The sequence below is a fragment of the Zoogloea sp. genome, from assembly GCF_023150065.1.
Lineage (GTDB): Bacteria > Pseudomonadota > Gammaproteobacteria > Burkholderiales > Rhodocyclaceae > Zoogloea.
Window position 1 is genome coordinate 19,154 of record NZ_JAKLLN010000007.1, and the last position, 22,572, is coordinate 41,725.

20 protein-coding genes are annotated in these 22,572 nt (G+C 67.0%); 13 read left to right on the forward strand and 7 right to left on the reverse strand.

The window, feature by feature from the left end:
• The first annotated feature begins 8 nt into the window (after positions 1–8).
• From L6Q67_RS10280 to L6Q67_RS24555, 4 genes are read left to right on the forward strand one after another with little or no spacing between them, the layout of a single operon-like run.
• Complete coding sequence (locus tag L6Q67_RS10280) at positions 9–890, forward strand: branched-chain amino acid ABC transporter permease (RefSeq protein WP_296568768.1); 882 nt, start codon at positions 9–11, stop codon at positions 888–890.
• A 2-nt stretch (positions 891–892) separates the two neighbouring features.
• On the forward strand, positions 893–1,825 hold the full coding sequence (locus L6Q67_RS10285) for a branched-chain amino acid ABC transporter permease (RefSeq protein ID WP_296568771.1): 933 nt from the start codon (positions 893–895) through the stop codon (positions 1,823–1,825).
• 4 nt (positions 1,826–1,829) lie between these two features.
• A complete protein-coding gene (locus tag L6Q67_RS10290; protein ID WP_296568773.1) occupies positions 1,830–2,591 on the forward strand; it encodes an ABC transporter ATP-binding protein in 762 nt (253 codons plus the stop codon).
• 18 nt (positions 2,592–2,609) lie between these two features.
• On the forward strand, positions 2,610–3,920 hold the full coding sequence (locus tag L6Q67_RS24555; protein WP_367171636.1) for an ATP-binding cassette domain-containing protein: 1,311 nt from the start codon (positions 2,610–2,612) through the stop codon (positions 3,918–3,920).
• Between the two features lie 97 nt (positions 3,921–4,017).
• On the opposite strand, the gene L6Q67_RS10305 is transcribed toward L6Q67_RS24555, so the two are convergent.
• From L6Q67_RS10305 to L6Q67_RS10315, 3 genes are all read right to left on the reverse strand, one after another.
• Positions 4,018–6,042 carry an ABC transporter ATP-binding protein gene (locus L6Q67_RS10305; RefSeq protein ID WP_296568776.1) on the reverse strand — a complete coding sequence of 675 codons (2,025 nt, stop codon included), beginning with the start codon at positions 6,040–6,042 and terminating at the stop codon, positions 4,018–4,020.
• 158 nt (positions 6,043–6,200) lie between these two features.
• Positions 6,201–6,680 (reverse strand): peptidylprolyl isomerase, encoded by a 480-nt coding sequence (locus L6Q67_RS10310; protein ID WP_296414037.1) that lies wholly within the window; start codon positions 6,678–6,680, stop codon positions 6,201–6,203.
• On the reverse strand, positions 6,646–7,167 hold the full coding sequence (locus L6Q67_RS10315) for a peroxiredoxin (protein ID WP_296569238.1): 522 nt from the start codon (positions 7,165–7,167) through the stop codon (positions 6,646–6,648). Before L6Q67_RS10315 ends, L6Q67_RS10310 begins: the two co-directional genes overlap by 35 nt.
• 352 nt (positions 7,168–7,519) lie before the next feature.
• On the opposite strand from L6Q67_RS10315, the gene lexA reads away from it, so the two are divergent.
• The 5 genes from lexA (at position 7,520) to L6Q67_RS10340 (ending at position 12,545) form a co-directional block, all read left to right on the forward strand.
• On the forward strand, positions 7,520–8,122 hold the full coding sequence (lexA, locus tag L6Q67_RS10320) for a transcriptional repressor LexA (protein WP_296568779.1): 603 nt from the start codon (positions 7,520–7,522) through the stop codon (positions 8,120–8,122).
• A gap of 22 nt (positions 8,123–8,144) precedes the next feature.
• Positions 8,145–8,936, forward strand: a complete 792-nt coding sequence (gene imuA, locus L6Q67_RS10325; RefSeq protein ID WP_296568784.1) for a translesion DNA synthesis-associated protein ImuA — start codon at positions 8,145–8,147, stop codon at positions 8,934–8,936.
• Positions 8,872–10,344, forward strand: a complete 1,473-nt coding sequence (locus L6Q67_RS10330; protein WP_296568787.1) for a DNA polymerase Y family protein — start codon at positions 8,872–8,874, stop codon at positions 10,342–10,344. Before imuA ends, L6Q67_RS10330 begins: the two co-directional genes overlap by 65 nt.
• Positions 10,345–10,445: 101 nt before the next feature.
• Complete coding sequence (locus L6Q67_RS10335; protein WP_296568790.1) at positions 10,446–11,825, forward strand: MATE family efflux transporter; 1,380 nt, start codon at positions 10,446–10,448, stop codon at positions 11,823–11,825.
• A gap of 24 nt (positions 11,826–11,849) precedes the next feature.
• Positions 11,850–12,545, forward strand: coding sequence for a hypothetical protein (locus L6Q67_RS10340; protein ID WP_296568792.1), 696 nt, complete (start codon positions 11,850–11,852; stop codon positions 12,543–12,545).
• A 6-nt stretch (positions 12,546–12,551) separates the two neighbouring features.
• Here L6Q67_RS10340 and L6Q67_RS10345 read toward each other — a convergent pair whose 3' ends face one another.
• The gene (locus L6Q67_RS10345) at positions 12,552–14,333 is read right to left on the reverse strand and encodes a M61 family metallopeptidase (RefSeq protein WP_296568794.1); all 1,782 of its coding nucleotides are present in this window, start codon (positions 14,331–14,333) and stop codon (positions 12,552–12,554) included.
• Positions 14,334–14,812: 479 nt separating this feature from the next.
• Positions 14,813–15,739: a LysR family transcriptional regulator gene (locus L6Q67_RS10350; RefSeq protein WP_296568797.1), complete on the reverse strand. Its 927-nt coding sequence runs from the start codon at positions 15,737–15,739 to the stop codon at positions 14,813–14,815.
• A 97-nt stretch (positions 15,740–15,836) separates the two neighbouring features.
• On the opposite strand from L6Q67_RS10350, the gene L6Q67_RS10355 reads away from it, so the two are divergent.
• On the forward strand, positions 15,837–16,613 hold the full coding sequence (locus L6Q67_RS10355) for a ferredoxin--NADP reductase (RefSeq protein WP_296568802.1): 777 nt from the start codon (positions 15,837–15,839) through the stop codon (positions 16,611–16,613).
• A gap of 3 nt (positions 16,614–16,616) precedes the next feature.
• Here the strand turns inward: L6Q67_RS10355 and L6Q67_RS10360 are convergent, their stop codons facing one another.
• Positions 16,617–17,669, reverse strand: coding sequence for a poly(3-hydroxybutyrate) depolymerase (locus L6Q67_RS10360; protein WP_296568804.1), 1,053 nt, complete (start codon positions 17,667–17,669; stop codon positions 16,617–16,619).
• Complete coding sequence (locus L6Q67_RS10365; protein WP_296568810.1) at positions 17,666–18,091, reverse strand: MAPEG family protein; 426 nt, start codon at positions 18,089–18,091, stop codon at positions 17,666–17,668. The genes L6Q67_RS10360 and L6Q67_RS10365 overlap by 4 nt, the downstream gene beginning before the upstream one ends.
• 77 nt (positions 18,092–18,168) lie before the next feature.
• On the opposite strand from L6Q67_RS10365, the gene L6Q67_RS10370 reads away from it, so the two are divergent.
• The 3 genes from L6Q67_RS10370 to ettA all read left to right on the forward strand — a co-directional run bounded on the left by L6Q67_RS10370 (position 18,169) and on the right by ettA (position 22,563).
• Positions 18,169–19,905, forward strand: coding sequence for an ABC transporter transmembrane domain-containing protein (locus L6Q67_RS10370; RefSeq protein WP_296568812.1), 1,737 nt, complete (start codon positions 18,169–18,171; stop codon positions 19,903–19,905).
• A 131-nt stretch (positions 19,906–20,036) separates the two neighbouring features.
• Positions 20,037–20,780 carry a long-chain N-acyl amino acid synthase gene (locus tag L6Q67_RS10375; RefSeq protein WP_296568815.1) on the forward strand — a complete coding sequence of 248 codons (744 nt, stop codon included), beginning with the start codon at positions 20,037–20,039 and terminating at the stop codon, positions 20,778–20,780.
• A gap of 118 nt (positions 20,781–20,898) precedes the next feature.
• The gene (gene ettA / locus L6Q67_RS10380) at positions 20,899–22,563 is read left to right on the forward strand and encodes an energy-dependent translational throttle protein EttA (protein ID WP_296568817.1); all 1,665 of its coding nucleotides are present in this window, start codon (positions 20,899–20,901) and stop codon (positions 22,561–22,563) included.
• Positions 22,564–22,572: the final 9 nt, after the last annotated feature.

Consider the following 22,572-nt stretch of genomic DNA (forward strand, 5'->3'; position numbering starts at 1 on the left):
GGGGGGCAATGAGCATGCTTGCCCAGTTCCTGCAATTCCTCTTCTCCGGCGTCACCGTGGGTGCCACCTATGCGCTGGCCGCCCTTGGCTTCACGCTGATCTACAACGCCAGCAACGTGATCAACTTCGCCCAGGGCGAGTTCATCATGCTGGGCGGCATGCTGGCGGTGTTCTTTGTACAGTCTGGCCTGCCCCTGCCGGCCGCGCTGGTGCTGGCCATCCTGGTACCGGCGGTCGTCGGCATCCTCATCGAAAAGCTGGCCATCGAGCCGGTCAAGGGGGCCGAGACGGTGACCCTGATCATCATCACCATTGGCGCCTCCCTGGTCATCCGCGGCCTCACCGCGGTGATCTTCGGCAAGGGCACCCACAGCCTGCCGGCCTTCTCGGGCGACGAGCCAATCCAGATCCTCGGTGCCACCCTGATGCCCCAGAGCCTGTGGGTGCTGGGCGTCACCGCCATCGTGGTGGTGGTGCTGTGGTACTTCTTCAACCGCACCCTCACCGGCAAGGCCATGCTGGCCACCTCCTACAACCGGGTGGCGGCCGAACTGGTGGGCATCAACACCAACGGGGTGCTGTTCATGAGCTTCGCCATGTCGGCCGCCCTGGGCGCCCTGGGTGGCATCCTGGTCACCCCCATCACCCTCACTTCCTACGACGCCGGCATCATGATGGGCCTCAAGGGCTTCGTCGCCGCGGTGCTGGGTGGGCTGGGCAACGGGCTCGGCGCGGTGGTGGGCGGGCTGCTGGTGGGCATTCTGGAGGCCATGGGCGCGGGCTACCTGTCCTCGGCCTACAAGGACGCCATCCCCTTCGTGCTGATCCTCTTCATCCTCTTCTTCATGCCCCGCGGCCTGTTTGGCGCCCGGGTCACCGACCGGGTGTAAACATGCGCAACCGTGCTTACAACGGGCTCTACGTCGTCATCGCGATCCTCGTCGTGCTGCCCTTCGTGCTGCCCAACAGCTTCTATCTCGACCTGGCCATCCGCATGGCCATCAACGCGGTCATCGTGCTGGGCCTCAATCTGTTGATCGGCTTTGCCGGGCAGATCAGCCTGGGGCACGCCGGCTTCCTGGGCATCGGCGCCTACGCCTCGGCGGTGCTGCCCACCCACTTCGGCTGGCATCCGGTGCTGGCCATGGTGGCCGGCGCGGTGGCCACCGGCGTGCTGGCGGCCCTGGTGGCGCGGCCGATCTTCAAGCTCAAGGGCAATTACCTGGCCATGGCCACCCTGGGCCTGGGCATCATCCTCAGCATCGCCCTGCGCAACGAGGCCCAATGGACCGGCGGCCCCGACGGCATGCCGGTGCCGGCCTTCGGCGTGTTCGGCTTCGAGCTGTCCAGCGACAAGCACTGGTACTGGGTGGTGGCGATCCTGCTGTCGGTGAGCGTGTGGGCCTCCCTCAACCTCATCGACTCGCCCTTCGGCCGGGCGCTGCGGGCGCTGCATGGTTCCGAGGTGGCGTCGCGGGTGGTTGGCGTGGATGTGGTGCGTTACAAGGTCTCCATCTTCGTGCTGTCGGCGGTATTTGCCAGCCTGATGGGCAGCATCACCGCCCATTACGTGGGCTTCGTGACCCCCAATCTGGCCGACTTCTTCCACTCCATCGAGCTGGTGACCATGGTGGTGATCGGCGGCATGGCTTCGGTATATGGCTCCCTCGTGGGCGCCGTGCTGCTCACCGCCCTGCCTCAGGCCCTGGCCACCTTTGAAGGCTGGGAGACCGTGGTGTTCGGCGCCATCCTGATGATCTGCATGATCTTCCTGCCCAAGGGCCTCGTGCCCACGCTGGCGGCGAAGTTCGGCAAGGGGGAATAACACTATGGCACTTCTGGATGTCACCAACCTGTCCATCCACTTCGGCGGCGTGAAGGCCGTGCAGGATGTGAGCTTCAGCATCGACGCCGGCATCGTCTATTCGGTGATCGGCCCCAACGGCGCCGGCAAGACCACGCTGTTCAACCTGATCACCGGGGTCTACAAGCCCACCCACGGTGAGATCCGCCTCGACGGCGAATCCATCGGCGGCAAGTCCCCGGACGAGCTGGCCCGCCGCGGGGTGGCCCGCACCTTCCAGAACCTGCAGATCTGCATGAACATGAGCGCCATCGAGAACGTGATGGTGGGCGCCCACCTGCGGCTCGACCGCAACCTGATCAAGGCCGCCCTGCGCTTTCCGGGCCTGCGGCGGCGCGACGCCGAGCTGCGCGAAGAGGCGCTGGAGCTGATGCGGTTCGTCGGGCTCGACAAGTTCGCCGACGCCCGCGCCGACGCCATGCCCTACGGCGCCCTCAAGCGCCTGGAGATCGCCCGGGCCCTGGCCATGAAGCCGCGGGTCATCTTTCTGGACGAGCCGGCCGCCGGCCTCAACCCCAAGGAAACCATCGAGGTGGACCACCTCGTCCGCAAGGTGGCGGATTCGGGCATCACCGTGGTGCTGGTGGAGCACGACATGAAGATGGTCATGAACCTGTCCGACCGCATCCTGGTGCTCGACTACGGCAAGAAGCTGACCGAGGGCACCGGCGAGGAAGTGCGCCGCAACCCGGACGTGATCGCCGCCTACCTGGGCGCCCACGCCTGAGATCGAGGAAGAACAAAGATGGAAGCACTCCGCATCATCAAGGACGAGCACCGCAACCTGTGGCGTCTCGCCATCACCCTCGATCAGGTCATCGGGGAAATGCAGCAGGCCAACAAGGCCGACCCGGCCTTCATCAGCTCGGTGCTCGACTACTTCGAGCACTTCATGGACGGCTGCCACCACCGCAAGGAAGACGAGCACCTCTTCCGTCTTCTGCGCCTGCGCAGCGATGCCGCCGCCCCCTTGCTGGATCGCCTGCAGGCCGAGCACCGCAACGCGCCCCACAACCTGGCAGCCCTGCGCCAGCGCCTGGCAGACGTGCAGTCCGGCCGCGGGACGGTGCAGGACCTCACCGATGCCCTGCGCCGCTACATCGACGAGCAGAAGGCCCACATCCGCGCCGAGGAGCAGGACATCTACCCCCTCGCCCGGGACGTGCTCACCCCGGACGACTGGGCCGAGATCGACAAGGCTTTTCTGGACAACGACGACCCCGTCTTCGGGCAGGAAGCCCGGGCCGAATTCCGCGAACTCTTCCACAAGGTGGCCAGCCTGGCCCCCGTGTCGGTGGGCCTGGGTGGAGCGACGGCCGGCGAGCTGCAGCCGGCCGACGCCCCGGCCGATGTGCTGCTCAAGGTGGAAGGCCTGGAGAGCTGTTACGGCCGCATCAAGGCCCTCAAGGGCATCAGCCTCGAAGTGCGCCGGGGCGAGACGGTGGCCCTGGTGGGCGCCAATGGCGCCGGCAAGACCACCTTCCTGCGCAGCCTGTCGGGTGTGCAGCCCATGAGCGCCGGGCGGATCAGCTTTGACGGGGAAGACATCTCGAAGCTCCGCTCCGACATGCGCATGCGCCGGGGCATCTGCCAGTCGCCCGAGGGGCGCCAGGTGTTCGGCCCCCTGTCCATCGAGGACAACCTGCGCCTGGGCGCCTACACCCAGCCCAAGGAGCAGGTGGAGGGTGACCTGGAGAAAATCTACGCCATGTTCCCCATCCTCAAGGAGAAGCGGAAGCTGCCGGCAGGCACCCTCTCGGGCGGTCAGCAGCAGATGCTGGCCATCGGCCGCGCCCTGATGGGGCGCCCCAAACTGCTGCTGCTGGACGAACCCTCCATGGGCCTGGCCCCGCTGCTGGTGGAGGAAGTCTTCAACGTAGTGAAGGCCCTCAAGGCCCAGGGCATGAGCATCATCCTGGCCGAGCAGAACGCCTTCTCGGCCCTCGCCATCGCCGACCGGGGCTATGTGCTGGAAACCGGCACCATCACCCTCAGCGGCAGCGGCCGGGAGCTCATCGAAGACGAACAGGTGCGGGCGGCCTACCTGGGGATGTAAGCCGGGGTGAAGGATGGCAGGTGAAGGCCTGCCGATCTTTCAGCGTGTGGAGGTCGGATGAATCCGACCTCGGACCTCGCGGTCAGGCTCCCCTGGTTCACTGCACCAGATGGCAGCGCACCACCCGGCTGTCGGACAGGCGGGTTTCTTCGGGGTAGCTGCTGCGGCACACCTCGCTGGCCCGCTCGCAGCGGGGGTGGAAGTGACAGCCCGCCGGCGGGTTGAAGGCCGAGGGCATGTCTCCCCGGGTCGCCTCCCCTGTTTTGGCCGTCGCACGGCCGCCGGCCTCGATGCGCGGCACCGCGGCCAGCAGCATGCGGGTATAGGGGTGACGCGGATCCCGCAACACTTCTTCGGCCGTACCCCGCTCGACGATGCGCCCCAGATACATAACCGCCACGTGATGGGCCAGGTAATCCACCACTGCCAGGTTGTGGGTGATGAACAGGTACGACAGGCCGTACTCGGCCTGCAGCTCGCGCAGCAGGTTGAGGATCTGGGCCTGCACCGACACGTCGAGGGCGCTGGTGGGCTCGTCGCAGACGATCAGCTTCGGAGATACGGCCAGGGCCCGGGCGATGGCGATGCGCTGACGCTGCCCGCCGGAAAACTCGTGGGGAAAGCGGTGGCGCATGGCCGGATCGAGGCCCACCCGGCTGAGCAGCGCATCGACCCGGGTCTGCCGGCTGGCCGCGTCGGGCTCCACCCCCAGGGCCTGCATGCCCTCCTCCAGAATCTCGCCCACCCGCATGCGCGGGTCGAGGGAGCTGAAAGGATCCTGGAAGATCATCTGCAGATCGCGGCGCAGGGGCTGCCACTGGGCCGCAGGCAGGGACAGGAGCTCCTGGGCCCCGTAATGGACCTGCCCACCGCTGGCCGGCACCAGCTTGAGCAGCGCCTTGCCGGCGGTGGTCTTGCCGCAACCGGATTCGCCCACCAGGGCCAGGGTTTCGCCAGCCGGTACCTGCAGGGAGACCCCGTCCACCGCCTTCACATGCCCCACCACGCGCCGGAACAAACCCTTGCGAACCGGGAAGTGCACCTGCAGGGCGGCGATGTCGAGCACCTTGCCGGCTTCCGCCGGGCGGACTTCCGGTGCCGCAGGCCGCGGCGGCGTCTGCACCCAGCCCATGCGCCCGTTGGGGTCATAAAGATGGCAGCGCACCATCTGCCGCCCCACCCCATGCAGCGCCGGCGGGGTACGCCGGCAAGGCTCCTGGACCTGCGGGCAGCGCTCGGCAAAACGGCAGCCCTCCTGACGCTCACCGGGGCGGGGCACCTGCCCGACGATGGTCTCCAGAGCCCGGCCACGCTGGGCCGGGGTGGGTAAAGCCGCGAACAGCTTGCGGGAATAGGGATGCAGCGGCTTGCTGAAGAAGTCCTCCCGGTCGCCGGTCTCGACCAGCTCGCCGGCATACATCACACCGACCCGGTGGGCCATGCGCGACACGACACCCAGGTCATGGGTGATCAGCAGCATGCCCATGCCGCGGCGGGCCTGCAGTTCGGCCAGCAGGTCCAGCACCTGGGCCTGGATGGTCACGTCCAGGGCGGTGGTCGGCTCATCGGCAATCAGCAGCCGCGGGTCACCGGCCAGGGCGATGGCAATCATCACCCGCTGCTTCATGCCACCGGAAAGCTGGAAGGGATATTCGGACAGACGCCGCCGGGGGTCGGGGATACCCACCGCGTCGAGCAGGCGCTCGGCCTCGTGCCAGGCCGGCTTGCCGTGAAGGCCCCGATGCCGGACCAGCACCTCGCCGATCTGGTCGCCCACCGTCATCACCGGATTGAGGCTGGTGGCCGGCTCCTGGAAGATCATCGCCAGGTGCTTGCCGCGGATGTCACGCATGCGGGTCTCGGGGAGATCCTGCAAGGCCTCGCCGCCCAGCCGGACGCTGCCCTCGGCGATGCGCCCGCCGGACGGCAAGAGGCGCATGCAGGCCAGGGCCGTCATGGATTTGCCGCAGCCGGATTCGCCGACCAGGGCCAGGGTCTTTCCGGCGGGCACCTCGAAACTGATGCCATCCACGGGACGCACCGGCCTGCTCCGGGGTCCAAGCTCAATCCGCAGCCCTTCGACACTCAGAAGGGCCGGGCCATCCTTGTCCAGTCTGTTCATCGCAAAGAAAACGGACCGCGCTGCGGCCCGTTCAAGTGCGGCCCCGGGGCATCACGTCTGCATGACACCCGGGCCCGTTGAGGCGAACGATCAAAGGGGATTCTGCCCGACATGCGGCCCACACAAGGCGCCAGACCGGCAGAACCGCTCCCATACCCTCAGTGGTGGTGACCACCCTCGCCATGCACATGGCCGTGGCCGATCTCTTCGGCGCTGGCGGTGCGGACTTCCTTGACGGTGATGTCGAAGATCAGCGCGGTGCCGGCCAGGGGATGGTTGCCATCCACGACCACCTTGCCGTCGGCGATGTCGGTGATGCGATAGACCACATCCTCTTCGCCGTCTTCACCAACGCGCTCGAAGGACATGCCGACTTCGATGTTGTCGGGGAACAGGGAAGCCTCTTCCACCAGCACCAGCTCTTCGTCGTACTCGCCGAAGGCATCTTCCGGCAGCAGCTTGACCTTGGTGTTGTCGCCGACCTTCTTGCCGTGCAGGGCCTCCTCGATCACCGCAAAGATGCCGTCGTAACCGCCATGCAGGTACACCAGCGGGTGCTGGCCGTCGTCGATCATGTTGCCTTCCGGATCGGTGACCGTGTAGTTAAGCGTGACGACCGTGTTCTTGGCGATTTCCATTTACATTCCTTGAGTTGAGCTGCTTGATCAGCTGGAAGACTTCGGCGGCATGGCCGCGCGGATTGATATCGTGCAGTACGTGCTGCAAAACCCCATCGGCAGAGATGATGAAGGTCGAGCGGCGCACATTGCGTTTCATGACCCCATTCACCAGCGCCGACTGCCACACCCCGTAGAGCCTGCACACTTCGCCCTCCTCATCGGAGAGCAGCTCGACCGACAGGCCGTGCTCATCGCGAAAATCCGCATGAGTCAGGCAGTCATCGGGGCTTATGCCGACCACGATGCACTTTTCCTGCTCGAAATCGGCATCGTGATCGCTGAAGTCGATGGCCTGGCGGGTGCAGCCGGGTGTGTTGTCACGGGGGTAGAAATACAGGACCACATGATGGGAACCCAGCACCGACGCCAGATCGAACATTTCCATGTCGGCATCGGGCAGGGAAAAGAGCGGGGCCGGCTCGCCTTCGCGGGGCTCGGCCGGCACGGCTGGGGATTCTAACCGAGCCGCCTTGAGAACTCTACCCGAAGCGTGTTGGGGGCTGACATGCATGAAGATCTCCTCCGGGGGCTGTGGGCTCTGGCGTGAACCCTGGCTGATTGGGCGATACGACTTGCGCTGTTCTCTGTTCTTGTCTTTTTGTGTTTCGGCCGCCACGGCGGCGGCACGCTTTTTAGCCTGCGTCCTTGAAGGGATAGCCCATGGGGGCCGGGGCCTCAAGGGAATTATGGTTTGCGTTTGACGTTTATCACGGCCCGATGCGCCTTTGCGCAAGGATGCGACAACTTGCGATTGGCGCAAACCTGTATAAAATTACACAAACCCTACAGGAGTCCCCATGTCAGACATGCTCACCCCCCGTCAGCAGGAGATCCTGCAACTCATCCGCGATACCGTCGAGCAGGAAGGGCGCCCCCCCACCCGGGCCGAGATCTGCACTGCCTTCGGCTTCCGCTCTCCCAACGCGGCGGAAACCCACCTCCGCGCCCTCGCCGCCAAGGGTGCCATCACCCTTGAAGAAGGCCGTGCCCGGGGCATCCGCCTGATGGAAGCCCTCGGCCTGCCCCTGATCGGCCGGGTCGCTGCCGGCAGCCCCATTCTCGCCGCCGAACACGTCCAGGGCCGCTACCAGGTGGACCCCGGTCTGTTCTCCCCCCGCGCCGACTACCTGCTGAAAGTGCGCGGCATGAGCATGCGCGACGCCGGCATCCTCGATGGCGACCTGCTGGCCGTCCATCGCACCAGCGAGGTCCGCAACGGCCAGATCGTCGTCGCCCGTGTGGAAGACGAAGTCACCGTCAAGCGCCTGGCCCGCAAAGGGCCGATCGTCGAGCTGCTCCCCGCCAACCCGGAGTTCGAGCCCATCGTGGTGGACACCCGCAGCTCGCCCCTGGAGATCGAAGGTCTCGCCGTCGGCCTGATCCGCTCCGATCCCCTCTGAGTCCTTCGGCGCCCCCAGCACCATGGCCACCCCGGCAGCCCTCTCCGCCAGCGCCCTGGCCGCCCTCGACCACCTGGTCTGGCGGGGTGACCGGCTGGCCACCGAAGCGGCCCCCGGGCGGCCCACCGGCCACCCGGATCTCGACGCCGTGCTGCCCGGTGGCGGATGGCCCGCCGGCGCCCTCACCGAACTGCTGATCCCCCATTTCGGCGTCGGCGAACTGGGGCTCCTGCTGCCCCAGCTCTGCAATATTCCCGCCGGGCGCTGGGGCGTGTGCATCGCCCCGCCCGGCCTGCCCTACGCCCCGGCCCTCGCTGCGGCCGGCGTCCCTCTCGGGCGGCTGCTGCTGGTGCACGCCGAAAGCCCGGCCCATGCCCGCTGGGCCTGCCGCCAGGCCCTGGCCTCACGCAGCTGCGAAATCGTCCTGCTGTGGCTGGCCGAGGCCGACATGGCCGCCCTGCGCCGCCTGCAGCTGGCCGCAGAAGACAGCGGCACTCCCCTGATCCTGCTGCGCCCTGCCCACGTCGCCGCCCAGGCCTCCCCGGCCGTACTGCGTCTGGGGCTGAGTGCCGACCGGGGTGGCCTCCAGGTCCGCGTCCTCAAGCGCCGCGGCCCCCTGCTGGCCGCCCCCCTGCATCTCCCGCTGCCCTGGCCCGGCCTCACGCCCCGACCTGATGCTCCCCTGTCGGAAGGACACTCCCCGGGCGTGCCCCCCTCCCGCCTTCCTCCCAACACCAACGCCTCCGTCCATGCTCTGGTGCGCCCTCGTCCTGCCCGATCTGGCCCTGCAAGTCTTCACGCGGGGGCGCAGTGACGCCGCCCCGCTGGCCATTCTCGGCCCCCGCCCGCAACTCCGCGTGGTGGCTGCGGATCCGACGGCAATGGCATGCGGCGTGGCGCCGGGGATCAGCCGCGCCAGTGCTCTGGCCCTAGCCCCCGGCTTGCACCTGCAGGAACGCACTCCCGCCCTCGAAGACGCCGCCCTGATCGACATCGCCACCTGGGCGGGTCGCTTCACCTCCAGCATCAGCCTCGATCCACCCGACACCCTGCTGCTCGAAATCCAGGCCAGCCTGCGGCTCTTCGGCGGGCTCGCGCCCCTCTGCGCAGCCATCGCGGAGAACCTGGAAGAGCTCGGCTTTGCCGGACAACTGGCTGTCGCCCCCACACCGCTGGCCGCACGCTGGCTGGCCCGCTGCGCCCCGGGCAGTCTGATCGATTCGAACGCCAGCCTGGCCGTCGCCCTCGACCCCCTGCCCGTGGCCGTCCTGGGCGATGGCCACGACGCGGCAACACCGGCCAGCCTGGACCTGCTCACCGGCATCGGCGCCCACGTGCTGGCCGACGTGCGGCGCCTGCCCCGCAGCGGCCTGGCCCGGCGCCATGCCCGGGCTGTCACCGCACAGCTCGATCGGGCCTACGCCCGCGTCCCCGACCCGCGCCCCTGGTTCGTCCCCCCCGAACGCTACGCCGCCCGCCTGCCCCTGCCGGCCCCCACCGACCAGGTGGACACCCTGCTGTTCGGCGTACGGCGTCTGCTCACCGGTCTCTCCGGCTGGCTGGACGCCCGCCAGGCCGGGCTGGAGCGCTTCACCCTGGTGCTCGAATACGAACGCCACCGTCAGGGCCATGAAGGCCGTGAGGAACCCCACGAGATCGTGCTGGGCGCCCTGTCCCGGGACATGGCCCGCTGCCAGCTGCTGGCCCGCGAGCACCTCACCCGCAGCCCCCTGCCCGCCCCCGTGGATGCCCTGCGCCTGGAGGCCGACGCCCCCAGGCTGCTCACCCCGCCCCGCAGCGATCTTTTCGATGGCGACGACGGACGGCAGGGCGACCCGGGCCTGCTCCTCGCCACCCTGCGCGCACGCCTGGGCCATGATGCAGTGCGCTGCCTGGCTGCCCATCCAGACCACCGCCCCGAGCGAGCCTGGCGCTGGATCGACCCGCCGCCCGAGCGCAATGTCACCCCCGCCGGCCTCCCTGACCTGCCCTCATCACCCCGCCCCCTGTGGCTGCTGGCAACCCCACGGCCCATCGCTCGCCCCGCAACAGAGAACCTGCTCGCCGGCCCCGAGCGCATCGAGGCCGGCTGGTGGGACGGGCCCGAGGCCACAGTCAATCGGGACTACTTCGTCGCCCGCAGCCACGACGACAGCCTGGTATGGATCTTCCAGGAGCGTCAGCCCCCCCACGGCTGGTTCGTCCATGGCTATTTCAGCTGAAGACGCGTGATTACAGCCATCCACCCGATCGAAGCGACAGAGGCTCTCCGGAGGTTCCGACGCTGACTGGAGCGCCTGCGAGTCGCTACACTACGCCCCCCATGAGCCACAACACAGCCCACCCCGGCCTTGCCCGCCGCATCATCGACCTCGCCTGGCCGGTTCTGATCGCCCAGCTGTCGTCCATGACCCAGATGGTCAGCGACACCGTCCTGACCGGCCGCTACGGCACCACCGACCTCGCGGCCGTGGCCGTCGGCAGCGGCATCTACATCTCCATCGTGATGCTGATGGTCGGCATCCTGCAGGCGGTCTCCCCCACCGTGGCCCATCACGTGGGCGCCGGGCGCAAGGACGCCATCGCGCCGGCGGTACAGCAGGGCTTCTGGCTGGCCCTAGGGCTGGCCATCCCGGCGGTGCTGTTCCTGCGCCACCCGGACTGGCTGATGCAGCTCTCCGAGATCAGCCCCGAGGTCGAGACCGGAGCCCGGGACTACCTGTCCACAATCGCCTGGGGGCTGCCGGCGGTGCTGCTCTACCGCACCTTCTACGCCTTCACCAACGCCCTCGGCCGCACCCGGGTACTGATGGTGATCAGCCTCACCACCACGGGCGTGCACATCCCCCTCTCCTGGGCGCTGATCAACGGACACCTGCCGGGAATCCCCGCCCTCGGGGGCAGCGGCTGTGCCGTCTCGAGTGCCTGCATGGGCTGGCTGGCGCTGCTCTGTGCCGGCCTGCACGTGCTGCGCTCCCCGGCCTATACGGCCTATCCGCTGTTTTCCCGGTGGACACGCCCCCAGGCCGGGCCCATCGGTGAGCTGCTGCGCCTCGGCCTGCCCATGGGTTTTTCGAGTTTCGTGGAGATCACTGCCTTCACCCTGATCGCCCTGCTGGTAGCCCGGCTCGGTGCCACGGTGGTGGCCGGGCACCGCATCGTCGGCAATCTGTCGGCCCTCATCTACATGCTGCCCCTGGCCCTGGCCATCGCCACCCTGGTGCTGGTCGGCCAGGCCCTGGGCGCCCAGGACAGGCATGCCGCCAGGCAGGCGGCGCGGGTCGGCATCCTCCTGGCCACCGGCCTGTCGACCCTGGTCAGCATCGTTGCCTGGATGTTCCGGGATGCCCTGATGGCGGCCTACACCGCCGATCCGGCGGTGAACAGCCTGGCCGTGTCCCTGGTGATCTACATCTGCCTGTACCAGTTCTTCGACGCCATCCAGACCGTCGCCGCCCATGCCCTGCGCGGCTACAAGATCACCTTCGGCCCCATGCTCGTGCATACCCTGTGCTTCTGGGGCATCGGCCTGGCAGGGGGCTACGGGCTGGCCTACCACGGCCTCGGCAGCCTCCTGCCTCCCCAGGGCGTGGCCGGCTTCTGGCAGGCCTGCGTGCTCAGCAACGTGGCCGCTGCGCTGCTCTTCGGCGCGTATCTGCACATCGTCTCGCGTAACGGAGCCCACCCTGTCACAACGGGATAACAGGCCGGCCCCACACTTCGTACCATGAAAAAACTCGCCCTGCTGGGCCTGCTCCAGGCCATCGCCCTGCCAGCCCTGGCCGCCCGCCCCTTCGTGACCGACGACGCCCGCATGACCACCGCCGGCAGCTGCCAGCTCGAAAGCTGGATGCGGGTCTATCCCGAAAGCCGTGAAGTGTGGGCGCTGCCGGCCTGCAACCCGTGGGGCGACCTGGAATTCACCTTCGGCGGCGGACGCGCCAAGAACAGCGGCGAGAACGCCACCCGGGACTACATGTTCCAGTTCAAGACGCTCTTCCGCCCCCTGGAGACCAATGGCTGGGGCTGGGGGCTCGCCGCCGGCAGCGTGCAGCATCCGGACATCAACCCCGGCCCCAACCTGCTCGGCAACACCTTTGTGTATGTGCCGATCTCCTTCTCCTTCGCCGACGACAAGGTGGTGATCCACCACAACCTGGGCTGGCTGAAGGACAAGGCCACCGGCGACCACCGCCTGACCTGGGGGGTGGGCGGCGAATTTCACGTAAGCCAGCGCCTCACGGCCATCGCCGAAGCCTTCGGCGACAACCGCAACGGCCCCTTCTGGCAGGCTGGCGCCCGCTTCGCCATCGTGCCTGAGCGGGTCCAGGTGGATGCCACCTTCGGGCGCGAACTGCATGGCCCTACCGAAAACCGCTGGTTTTCCTTCGGTCTGCGCCTGACCCCCGACCGCTTCCTCTGAGCGCCCTCAGCCTCCCAGCCAGGCCTCTCTGAGTGCCTGGTGGGCCGGGCTGCCCTCCTCCATCACGTTCAGCCTGGCGGTATCCCGAGGCGCCTCCTGCAGGCTGGCCTCGAAGCGCATCAGCTCGTCCCGGCGGAAGGCGTGGATCTCCACCTCCTCGCCCGGCAGGCGGCGCGCCAGCAGCTTGTCGAGATTGCCGGCAGTCACCTTCAGGCCATCCAGGGCCACCAGCACGTCCCCCGCCGACAGACCCGCCACCTGGGCCGGGCCGCCGTCGAAGACATTGGCAAGGCGCACGGCATCGCCATCGGCCGCAGTGCGCACGCCCAGGCCCGGCGCCGTTGTTGCCGCCTCCCAGACGAGGCCCACATCCACCCGCTTCAGCCAGGCTTCCAGGGGCAGTTCGTCGGTACCCTCCACCAGGGCCTGCAGCCAGGCACCGGTCTCCACGCCGCCCAGCTCCGCCGCCAGCGCAAAAAGTCCATCTTCCGCCACTCCCACCCCGGTCTGGCCATGGCGCTGCCACAGGGCCCGCATCAGGTCGTCGAGACTGCGGGCGCCCCTGCTCTCCACACGCAGGCGCAGATCAAGGAGCAAGGCCACCAGCGAACCCTTGGTGTAATAGCTGACGATGGCGTTGGGGCTGTTCTCGTCCTGGCGGTAATACTTGGTCCACGCCTCGAAGGACGATTCGGCCACGCTCTGTTTGTGGCGGCCGCTGCCCTTGTGCACCTGGGTGATGGTCTTGCCCAGCAGTCCCAGGTAATCGGCCACGCTGATGCGCCCGCTGCGTACCAGCATCAGATCGTCGTAATACGAGGTGAAGCCCTCAAAGGCCCACAGCAGGCGGGTGTAGTTCTCCCGGGACAGATCGTAGGGCACAAAGGCCGCCGGCTTGATGCGCTTGACGTTCCAGGTATGGAAGTACTCGTGGCTGCACAGGCCCAGGAACTGGCGATAGCCCTCACCCACCGTCTCCATGCCCACATGGGGCAGATCGGCACGGCCGCACAGCAGGGCGGTGGAGGCCCGGTGCTCCAGCCCGCCGTAGCCGTCCCCCACGGCCATGACCAGGAAGACATAGCGATCCATCGGTGCGGGCTCGCCAAACAGGCGGATCTGCGCTTCGCAGACGGGCTTCAGATCCTCCACCAGGCGCCCCAGGTCGCAGTCGTGGCGGCCGGTGATGGCCACCGCATGGGGCACCCCGCAGGCGTCAAACTCGGCCAGGCTGAAACGCCCCATCTCCACCGGATGATCGATCAGGGCATCGTAGTCCGGGGCCCGGTACAGGCCGAAGCCGTAACGCTCGGCGGCCCCCTTCTCACCCTCGGCCTCGGGCAGGCTGGTGGCCACCCGCCATCCCGCCTCCTCCAGACCCGCCGGGGGGCGGATATCCACCAACTGCGCCCGCCCCTCATGGCCCTGGGCGCACAGAAAGACGCTGGTGCCATTGAAAAAGCCATGGGTCTGGTCGAGGTGGGCCGTGCGCACCGACAGATCCCAGGCATACACGGTGTAGCGCAGGGTCACGGGGCCCTCGATGCCCGCCGGCAGTTGCCAGGTGTGCTTGTCGGGTCGCGTGACATCCAGCACTTGTTTGCCGGCCCTGGCCGACAGGCTGACGATGTTCCGGGCGAACTCGCGGATCATGTAACTGCCCGGGATCCACGCCGGCAGCGTGAACACCTGCCCCGCCGGATCCGGGTCGTCAAGCTGCAGGCTGACCTCGAAAAGATGCGCCGCCGGATTGACGGCCTGGATGGTGTAGCGGACGGGAGTGGTCATGGGAGGCAAGCAGGGAAAGCAGGAGTGGCCCGGATTCTAACAAAGGCCGCACAACCCGGCCCCGGAAGCCTTCAGCACCCCACTGCCTACTTTTTAGGCAGCAGGACAAAAGCCTTACGGGTGAAGGCCTTGCCGCCCAACCCCACAGTTTGTCCACACCCTTGCCCACGTCCCATGGGGACAATTCGACCCCGCACCAAACTGGACAAGCCCTGCCCCATTTTGTGGCAGAGCGTCTTTATCCTTTTATATCAACGCTCTGCTGCACCGCCGCACAGGTTGTCCACAGCTTATCCCCGGATTTTTGTGAATAGATAAAAACTATTCAAGCCACCAAACCAACAGGATTGCCCTATTTTTAGGCAGCACCAAAAACTCCTTATGTGTCCGACACATGACAGCGCCCCCCACACCTTGTCCACAGGCTTGCCCACGCTCTGTGTGAATTCCCGGGGACTTTCCCACAGGGGCTTGGAGGCTCAGGGCACGTAGGGCAGATCGATCAGGTCGCTGCGCATGACGCCGGCCGTCAGCTTGCGGCACAGGGCGATGAACTCGCGCATGCCGGCGGTCACGTACTTGCGCTTGTGGGTCACAAACTGGAACTGCCGGCGCAGATCGAGCTGCGGCGTCTCGACCGGCACCAGGCTGCCCCGGCGGAAAGCATCGCGCAGGGCCAGCCGCGAGATGCAGCCAATGCCCAGCCCGCTCTCCACGGTGCGCTTGATGGCCTCGGTGTGCTCCAGCTCCAGGCGCACCTTCACCTCTCCGGAGAAATGCCGCAGGGCCTGGTCGAAGGTCTCGCGGGTACCCGAGCCGATCTCCCGCAGGATCCAGTCCTGCCCGGCCAGTTCATCCATCTCCACCGGGCGGCCATGGGCCATGGCATGGCCTGGCGCACAGAACACCACCAGCTCATCCTCCACCCAGGGCTCGACGAGGAGATCCGGGTGGCGGCAGCTTCCCTCGATCAAGCCCAGGTCGAGTTCGTAACGGGTCAGCTGCTGGACGATGGTCGCCGAGTTATGCACCGTCAGCCTCACCCGGGCGCTTGGGTGCTGGCGCAGAAAATCGGCGGCAATCATCGTCGCCAGGTAGTTGCCGACGGTCAGGGTGGCACCGACCTGCAGGGGGCCGAAGTCGGTCTGCCGGGCCAGCAGGGCCTCGATCTCCCGGGCGTGCTCGATGAGCTGCACGGCGTGGGGCTGCACCACCTGCCCCAGCTCGTTCAGGCGCAGGGCCTTGCCGATGCGGTCGAAGAGCTGGGTGTCGAACTGGCGCTCCAGCTCCCCCAGGGCAGTGCTTGTCGCCGACTGGGACAAGGACAATTCCTCGGCGGCCCGGGACACGCTTTCGTGGCGGGCCACGGCAAGAAAGATCTCAAGCTGGCGCAGGGTGCATTTCATATCTGAAAAACAGAATATATATATCGATACAATCCATTTTACAGATTCATGACGCTAACTAAAATGGGCACATCAACGCCAACCCGCAGGCCATGTCATGAGCAAACTGAGTACCCAGACCGTTCTGTCCGTCCATCACTGGAACGACTCCCTCTTTAGCTTCAAGGTCACACGTGACGCCGGTCTGCGTTTCGAGAACGGTCAGTTCGTGATGATCGGCCTGGAGGTGGAAGGCCGCCCCCTGACCCGCGCATACAGCATCGCCAGCCCCAACTACGAAGAGCACCTGGAGTTCTTCAGCATCAAGGTGCCCAACGGCCCCCTGACCTCCCGCCTGCAGCACCTGCAGCCCGGCGACCCCATCGTGATCAGCAAGAAGCCCACCGGCACCCTGGTGCTTCACGACCTGCTGCCCGGCCGCAACCTCTACCTGTTCTCCACCGGCACCGGCCTGGCGCCCTTCATGAGCGTGATCCAGGACCCTGAAACTTACGAGCGATTCGACAAGGTGGTGCTGCTCCACGGCGTGCGCTACGTGTCCGAGCTGGCCTACAGCGAGTTCATCGAGGACTACCTGCCCCAGAACGAGTTCTTCGGCGAGGAAGTCCGCGACAAGCTGGTGTACTACCCCACCGTGACCCGCGAGGAGTTCCGCAACCAGGGCCGCGTCACCGACCTGATCACCACCGGCAAGTTCTTCGAGGACACCGGCCTGCCGCCCCTCGATCCGGCGCTGGACCGGGCCATGATCTGCGGCAGCCCGGCCATGCTTGACGACTGCTGCAAGATGCTCGACGCCCGCGGCTTCCAGATCTCCCCGCACATCGGCGCCCCCGGCGACTACGTGATCGAGCGGGCCTTCGTCGAGAAATAAGCCTCAGCGCCCGTTGTTGCTACGGGGCTCGGCCAGACGGGTGATCATCTTGCGGACGGCCGCCATCTGCGGCCCGTTGCGGGTGGCGTAATCCAGCGACGCATAGCCCCACCAGTCCCAGCAGCCCTTCGGGTTGTACACCCAGCGCAGCGATCCGGCAGCCGGGCCGCTGCGCGCCACCGTCTGGGGATACAGCACCACCAGCCGGTTACTCTCCGCCCAGGCGTTGTAGCCGGCGCCCTCCACAAAGCGGCGCCCCACCTGGTCTTCACTCTGACGGCAGCCGTGGAAGGCCACGTGCACCTGGCAGCCTCCCGACCGGCAGGCCGCCGGGATGTAGGCAAAGCCCTGCTCCGCCATGCTGATGTCCGAGGGCGGGCCCTTGATGAAGGGGCGCTGGTCAAAGGCCACCAATGACTCGGGACGCCCCGTGGACTTGGGCCTCAGGGGGCCGAGTAGATGGCCGAGCAACTCCCCCGGGGCATCGAAGTCACCACAGCGGTTGATGAAGGGCGGCTCCGACGTGGCGCAGGCGTTGGGCCGCGTATCGGACACCGAGATCATCGCGTGGCCCGCATCCGGCAGGGGCACCAGGCGGATCGCCCCGGCCGGCATCCACTGCTTGTAGAAGGCCACCAGCGCGTCCACCACCGGGCGCTCCACGGTATGGTCGGCACTGCCGGTCAGCACCCACACCTTGTCGTCCGCCAGCCCGGCGGGCGGGTCGATCAGGTCGAGCCGGGCGCGGGACTCCATGCGCGGCTTGATCGACTCGGGCGTCGGCGGCAGGGCCCAGCTCTTGGGCGCCATGCAGTTGTTGAGGGCGCGCCAGGTGCTGCCCTCGGCGCAGTCGTAGGGCCCTGCAGCAAGCACCCCGGCACCCTTGACCAGACTGGAAAAGGCCACCTGGAACTGCACCGCCATGTAGCCCCCCGATGAAATCCCCGACACGGTGACCGCATCACTCCGGGCGCCCATGGCCGGCAAGGTTGGCGCGGCTTGGGCCGGGAGCACCCATCCGGCCAGGAAAAGCACTGCCCAGGAACCGTATTTCATATCCATGCTCCAATCAGCTGCCAGATCACCCCACCACCCGCCATCAGCCCCAGGGCACCAAAGGCCAATGCCCCCACAGTGAAACCACGGGCACGCTTGGCCGGATCGGCGGCGTAGGCCACGGCATAGGCGATACGGCCCAGCCACCACACCACGCCCAGGCCTGCCGCTGCAGCATCACTTACGTAAGCAGCGGCGATCCACAGGCAGGGCAGCGTCATCACGGCCCATTCGAGGGTGTTCATCTGCACCCGGTACAAGCGCTCGAACACCGGATGGCCGGTCACGGCGGGGGCCTGGACCCCATACTTGTGGCGCCCCTTGCCCACGGCAAAGGTGGTGCCGAACATCAGCAGCACGATCAGCAGGGTCGCCCCCGCGGTCAGAGGTGTCGAAGACAGCATGTCAGCAGACGTCGTCATGTTTTGAAGCGCCATAGCTTACCGGCCAATTGTGCATTGCACATAAAATCCATCCACTCCCCAGCCATCGCCAGCCCATGCCCACCCATCCTGCCCGCGCCCTCCTCCATCTCCTGGCCCCCTACCGACAGCGGGTGATCATCGCCGCCATCGCCCTGGTGCTGGCCGCCGGTGCCATGCTGGCCGTGGGCCAGGGCCTGCGCACGGTGATCGACAGGGGCTTCTCGGCGGGCGACCCGGCCTGGCTGGATCGCAGCCTGGCGGCCATGTTCGGGGTCATCGTGCTGCTCGCCGTGGCCACCTATCTGCGCTTCTACAACGTGTCCTGGCTGGGGGAGCGGGTCACCGCCGACATCCGGCGACGGGTCTTCGACCATCTGCTGAGCTTGCCCCCGGCCTGGTTCGAAGCCGGCCGCACTGGTGAGGTGATCTCCCGCCTCACCTCCGACACCACCCAGATCGAGAACGTGGTGGGCTCCAGCCTCTCCATCGCCCTGCGCAACGCCCTGCTGCTGATGGGCGGGCTGGTGATGCTGTTCACCACCAGCGTCAAGCTCACCCTGCTGACCCTGGCCGGGGTGCCCCTGGTGGTCACGCCCATCGTGGTGTTCGGGCGCAAGGTGCGCAAGCTGGCCCGGGAGAGCCAGGACCGGGTGGCCGAGCTGGGTAACCGCATCGACGAGACCATTCACGAGATCCGCATCGTCCAGGCCTATGGCCACGAAGACGCCGACCGCCAGGACTTCGGCCAGCGGGTGGAGAACAGTTTTGCCACCGCCCGCCAGCGGGTTGCCAGCCGGGCCAAGCTGGTGGCAGCGGTGCTGCTGCTGGTGTTTGGCGCCATCGCCTTCATCCTGTGGGTGGGCGGGCATGACGTGCTGGCCGGGCGCCTGACGGCGGGCGAGCTTTCAGCCTTCGTCTTTTACGCCGCCATCGTGGCGGGCAGCATCGGCGCCCTATCGGAGGTGTGGGGCGAGCTGCAGCGGGCAGCCGGCGCCACCGAGCGCTTGATGGAGATCCTGGCCACCGCACCGGCCATCCAGGCACCGGCAGCCCCCCGCCCCTTCCCCACACCAGCGCGGGGCGCCATCGCCATCGACGGGGTGCGTTTCCACTATCCGTCGCGGCCCGACACGCCCGCCCTCGACGACTTCAGCTTGGCAGTACAGCCGGGCGAGACGGTCGCCCTGGTCGGGCCTTCCGGGTCGGGCAAGAGCACGGTGTTCCAGCTGCTGCTGCGCTTCTACGACCCGGAGGCCGGCCGGCTCTGCATCGACGGCGTGCCCCTGGCCGAGGCCGACCCCCTGGCCCTGCGCCGCCACATCGCCCTGGTATCCCAGGAGGCGGTGATCTTCGCCGCCAGCGTGGCCGACAACGTGCGCTACGCCCGCCCCGATGCGTCCATGGATGAGGTGCGGGCGGCCTGCCGCGCCGCCTTCGCCGACGAGTTCATCGAGCGCCTGCCCCAGGGCTACGACACCGATCTGGGCGAGCGCGGTGTACGCCTGTCCGGTGGCCAGCGCCAGCGCATCGCCATCGCCCGGGCGATCCTGGCCGACCGCCCATTGCTGCTCCTCGACGAAGCCACCTCAGCCCTCGACGCGGAGAGCGAACGCATGGTCCAGCAGGCCCTCGATGGCCTGATGCGCCAGCGCACCACGGTGGTCATCGCCCACCGGCTGGCTACTGTGCAGAAGGCCGACCGGATCGTGGTGATGGACGGAGGGCGCATTGTCCAGCAAGGCAGTCATGCAGATCTTATTGCTGCAGATGGCCTTTACGCACGCCTGGCTCGCCTGCAATTTGTGGCGTGAATGCTTGATCTCCGGCCGACAGAGGCGCAATAAACTGCATGGCAGGGACATGATTGGTTACAAGGCAACTCGTGACTTAAGTCCCTGTAAATGCTCAAATCTGGCGCATCTTTCTGCCTCGCCAAGCCCCCGTGAAAACTCGCCAATCCGCCCACGGCGCCCGAGACTGGCGCCCTGAAGTAACGCCCTCCGCATCCTCCTACCCCCTCACCGACAGCCCTTTCAGTGCTTCGGACACGGCTTCCTATCTGGTGCAGTGTGCCGACCCCCACAGCCACGGCCATGCCGTGCGCCTGCTGATCGAGCGCCGCTACGCCTGGCGGGGTCTCCACGCCGGTGACGCCCATCACCATCAGACCCGCCCCGACTGCATCACGCTGGTCGCCTCCAGCGGCAAGGAGGTGTTCGGCACCGTCACCCTGCGCCTCGACGGCCCGGAAGGTCTCCTCGCCGACACCCTGTACGGGGACGAGCTGGCCTACTACCGCCAGGGCAATGCCCGCCTGTGCGAGCTCACCCGCCTGGCCGTGGACACCCATCACAACACCAAGGAAGTGCTCGGCGCCCTCTTCCACCTGATCTACATCCATTCCCGCCTCATTCACGACAGTACGGCCGTCGTCATCGAAGTCCATCCCCGCCACGCCGGCTTCTACAAGCGCATGCTGGGCTTCACAGAGATTGGCGGCGAAAAGACCTGCCCGCGGGTCAACGATGCGCCAGCCGTGCTGCTGCACCTGGACATGCGCCATGTGGATGAGCAGATCGCCCTGCTCGGTGGCACGGGTGCCGGCCGGGGCCGTTCCCTGTATGCCTACTTCCTGTCCCGGGAAGAGCAGGACGAGATTCTCGCCTCCCTGAATCAGGGCCACTGACGCCCGGCTCCCGCGCCCGCCCCAAAGCCGGGGCGGCAGCCGTTTTCAGATGCCGATCATGGGGGCAATCGGGTAAAGTCACGCCTTCGATTTTTCGCCTTACTGGAACCCTTCCCCCATGGCTCAATACGTCATGTCCATGCTCCGCGTGAGCAAGGTCGTCCCCCCCAAGCGGCAGATCATCAAGGACATCTCCCTGTCCTTCTTCCCCGGCGCCAAGATCGGCCTCCTCGGCCTGAACGGCGCGGGCAAGTCCACCGTGCTCAAGATCATGGCCGGCGTCGAAAAGGAATACGACGGCGAGGTCCAGTGGCAGCCCAACATGTCCATCGGCTACCTGCCCCAGGAGCCCAAACTCGACCCCGAGAAGACCGTCCGCGAGGAAGTGGAATCCGGCCTCGGTGAAGTGATGGAAGCCAAGCAGAAGCTCGAAGAGGTGTACGCCGCCTACGCCGAGCCGGACGCCGACTTCGACAAGCTGGCCGAGCTGCAGGCCAAGTACGAGAACATCATCGCCACCAGCGGCGCCGACCTGGAAACCCAGCTCGAGATCGCCGCCGACGCCCTGCGCCTGCCCCCCTGGGACGCCAAGGTGGGCCCCCTGTCCGGCGGTGAAAAGCGCCGCGTGGCCCTGTGCAAGCTGCTGCTGTCCCGCCCCGACATGCTGCTGCTCGACGAGCCCACCAACCACCTCGATGCCGAATCCGTCGAGTGGCTGGAGCAGTTCCTGTGCCGCTTCCCGGGCACCGTGGTGGCCGTCACCCACGACCGCTACTTCCTCGACAACGCCGCCGAGTGGATCCTCGAACTCGACCGCGGCCACGGCATCCCCTGGAAGGGCAACTACTCCAGCTGGCTGGAGCAGAAGGAAGCCCGCCTGGAGCAGGAATCCAAGCAGGAAGGGGCCCGCATCAAGGCCATGAAGCAGGAACTGGAGTGGGTGCGCTCCAACCCCAAGGCGCGCCAGGCCAAGAGCAAGGCGCGTATCGCCCGCTACGAGGAAATGTCCTCGGTCGAATACCAGAAGCGCAACGAAACCCAGGAGATCTTCATCCCCGTGGGCGAGCGCCTGGGCGACAAGGTCATCGAGTTCACCGACGTGTCCAAGGGTTTTGGCGACAAGCTGCTGATGGACAAGGTGAACTTCAGCATCCCGGCCGGCGCCATCGTCGGCATCATCGGCCCCAACGGCGCCGGCAAATCCACCCTGTTCAAGATGATCACCGGCCAGGACACGCCCGACTCCGGTGACGTGGTGATCGGCCCCACGGTCAAGATCGCCTACGTGGACCAGTCCCGCGACTGCCTGGACGGCAGCAAGACGGTGTTCGACGAGCTGGCCGGCGGCGCCGACATCCTGACCATCGGCAAGTTCGAGATGCCGAGCCGGGCCTACATCGGCCGCTTCAACTTCAAGGGTGGCGACCAGCAGAAGCTGGTGGGCAACCTGTCGGGTGGCGAACGCGGCCGCCTGCACCTGGCCAAGACCCTGATGAGCGGCGGCAACGTGCTGCTTCTCGATGAACCGTCGAACGACCTTGACGTGGAAACCCTGCGTGCTCTGGAAGACGCCCTGCTGGAATTCGCCGGCTGTGCCCTGATCATCTCCCACGACCGCTGGTTCCTGGATCGCATCTGTACCCACATCCTGGCGGCCGAAGGCGAGTCCCAATGGACTTTCTTCGCCGGCAACTACCAGGAATACGAGGAAGACAAGCGCAAGCGTCTGGGCGAGGAAGGTGCCAAGCCCAAGCGCATCCGCTACAAGCCGATCAGCCGCTGATCAGCCGAA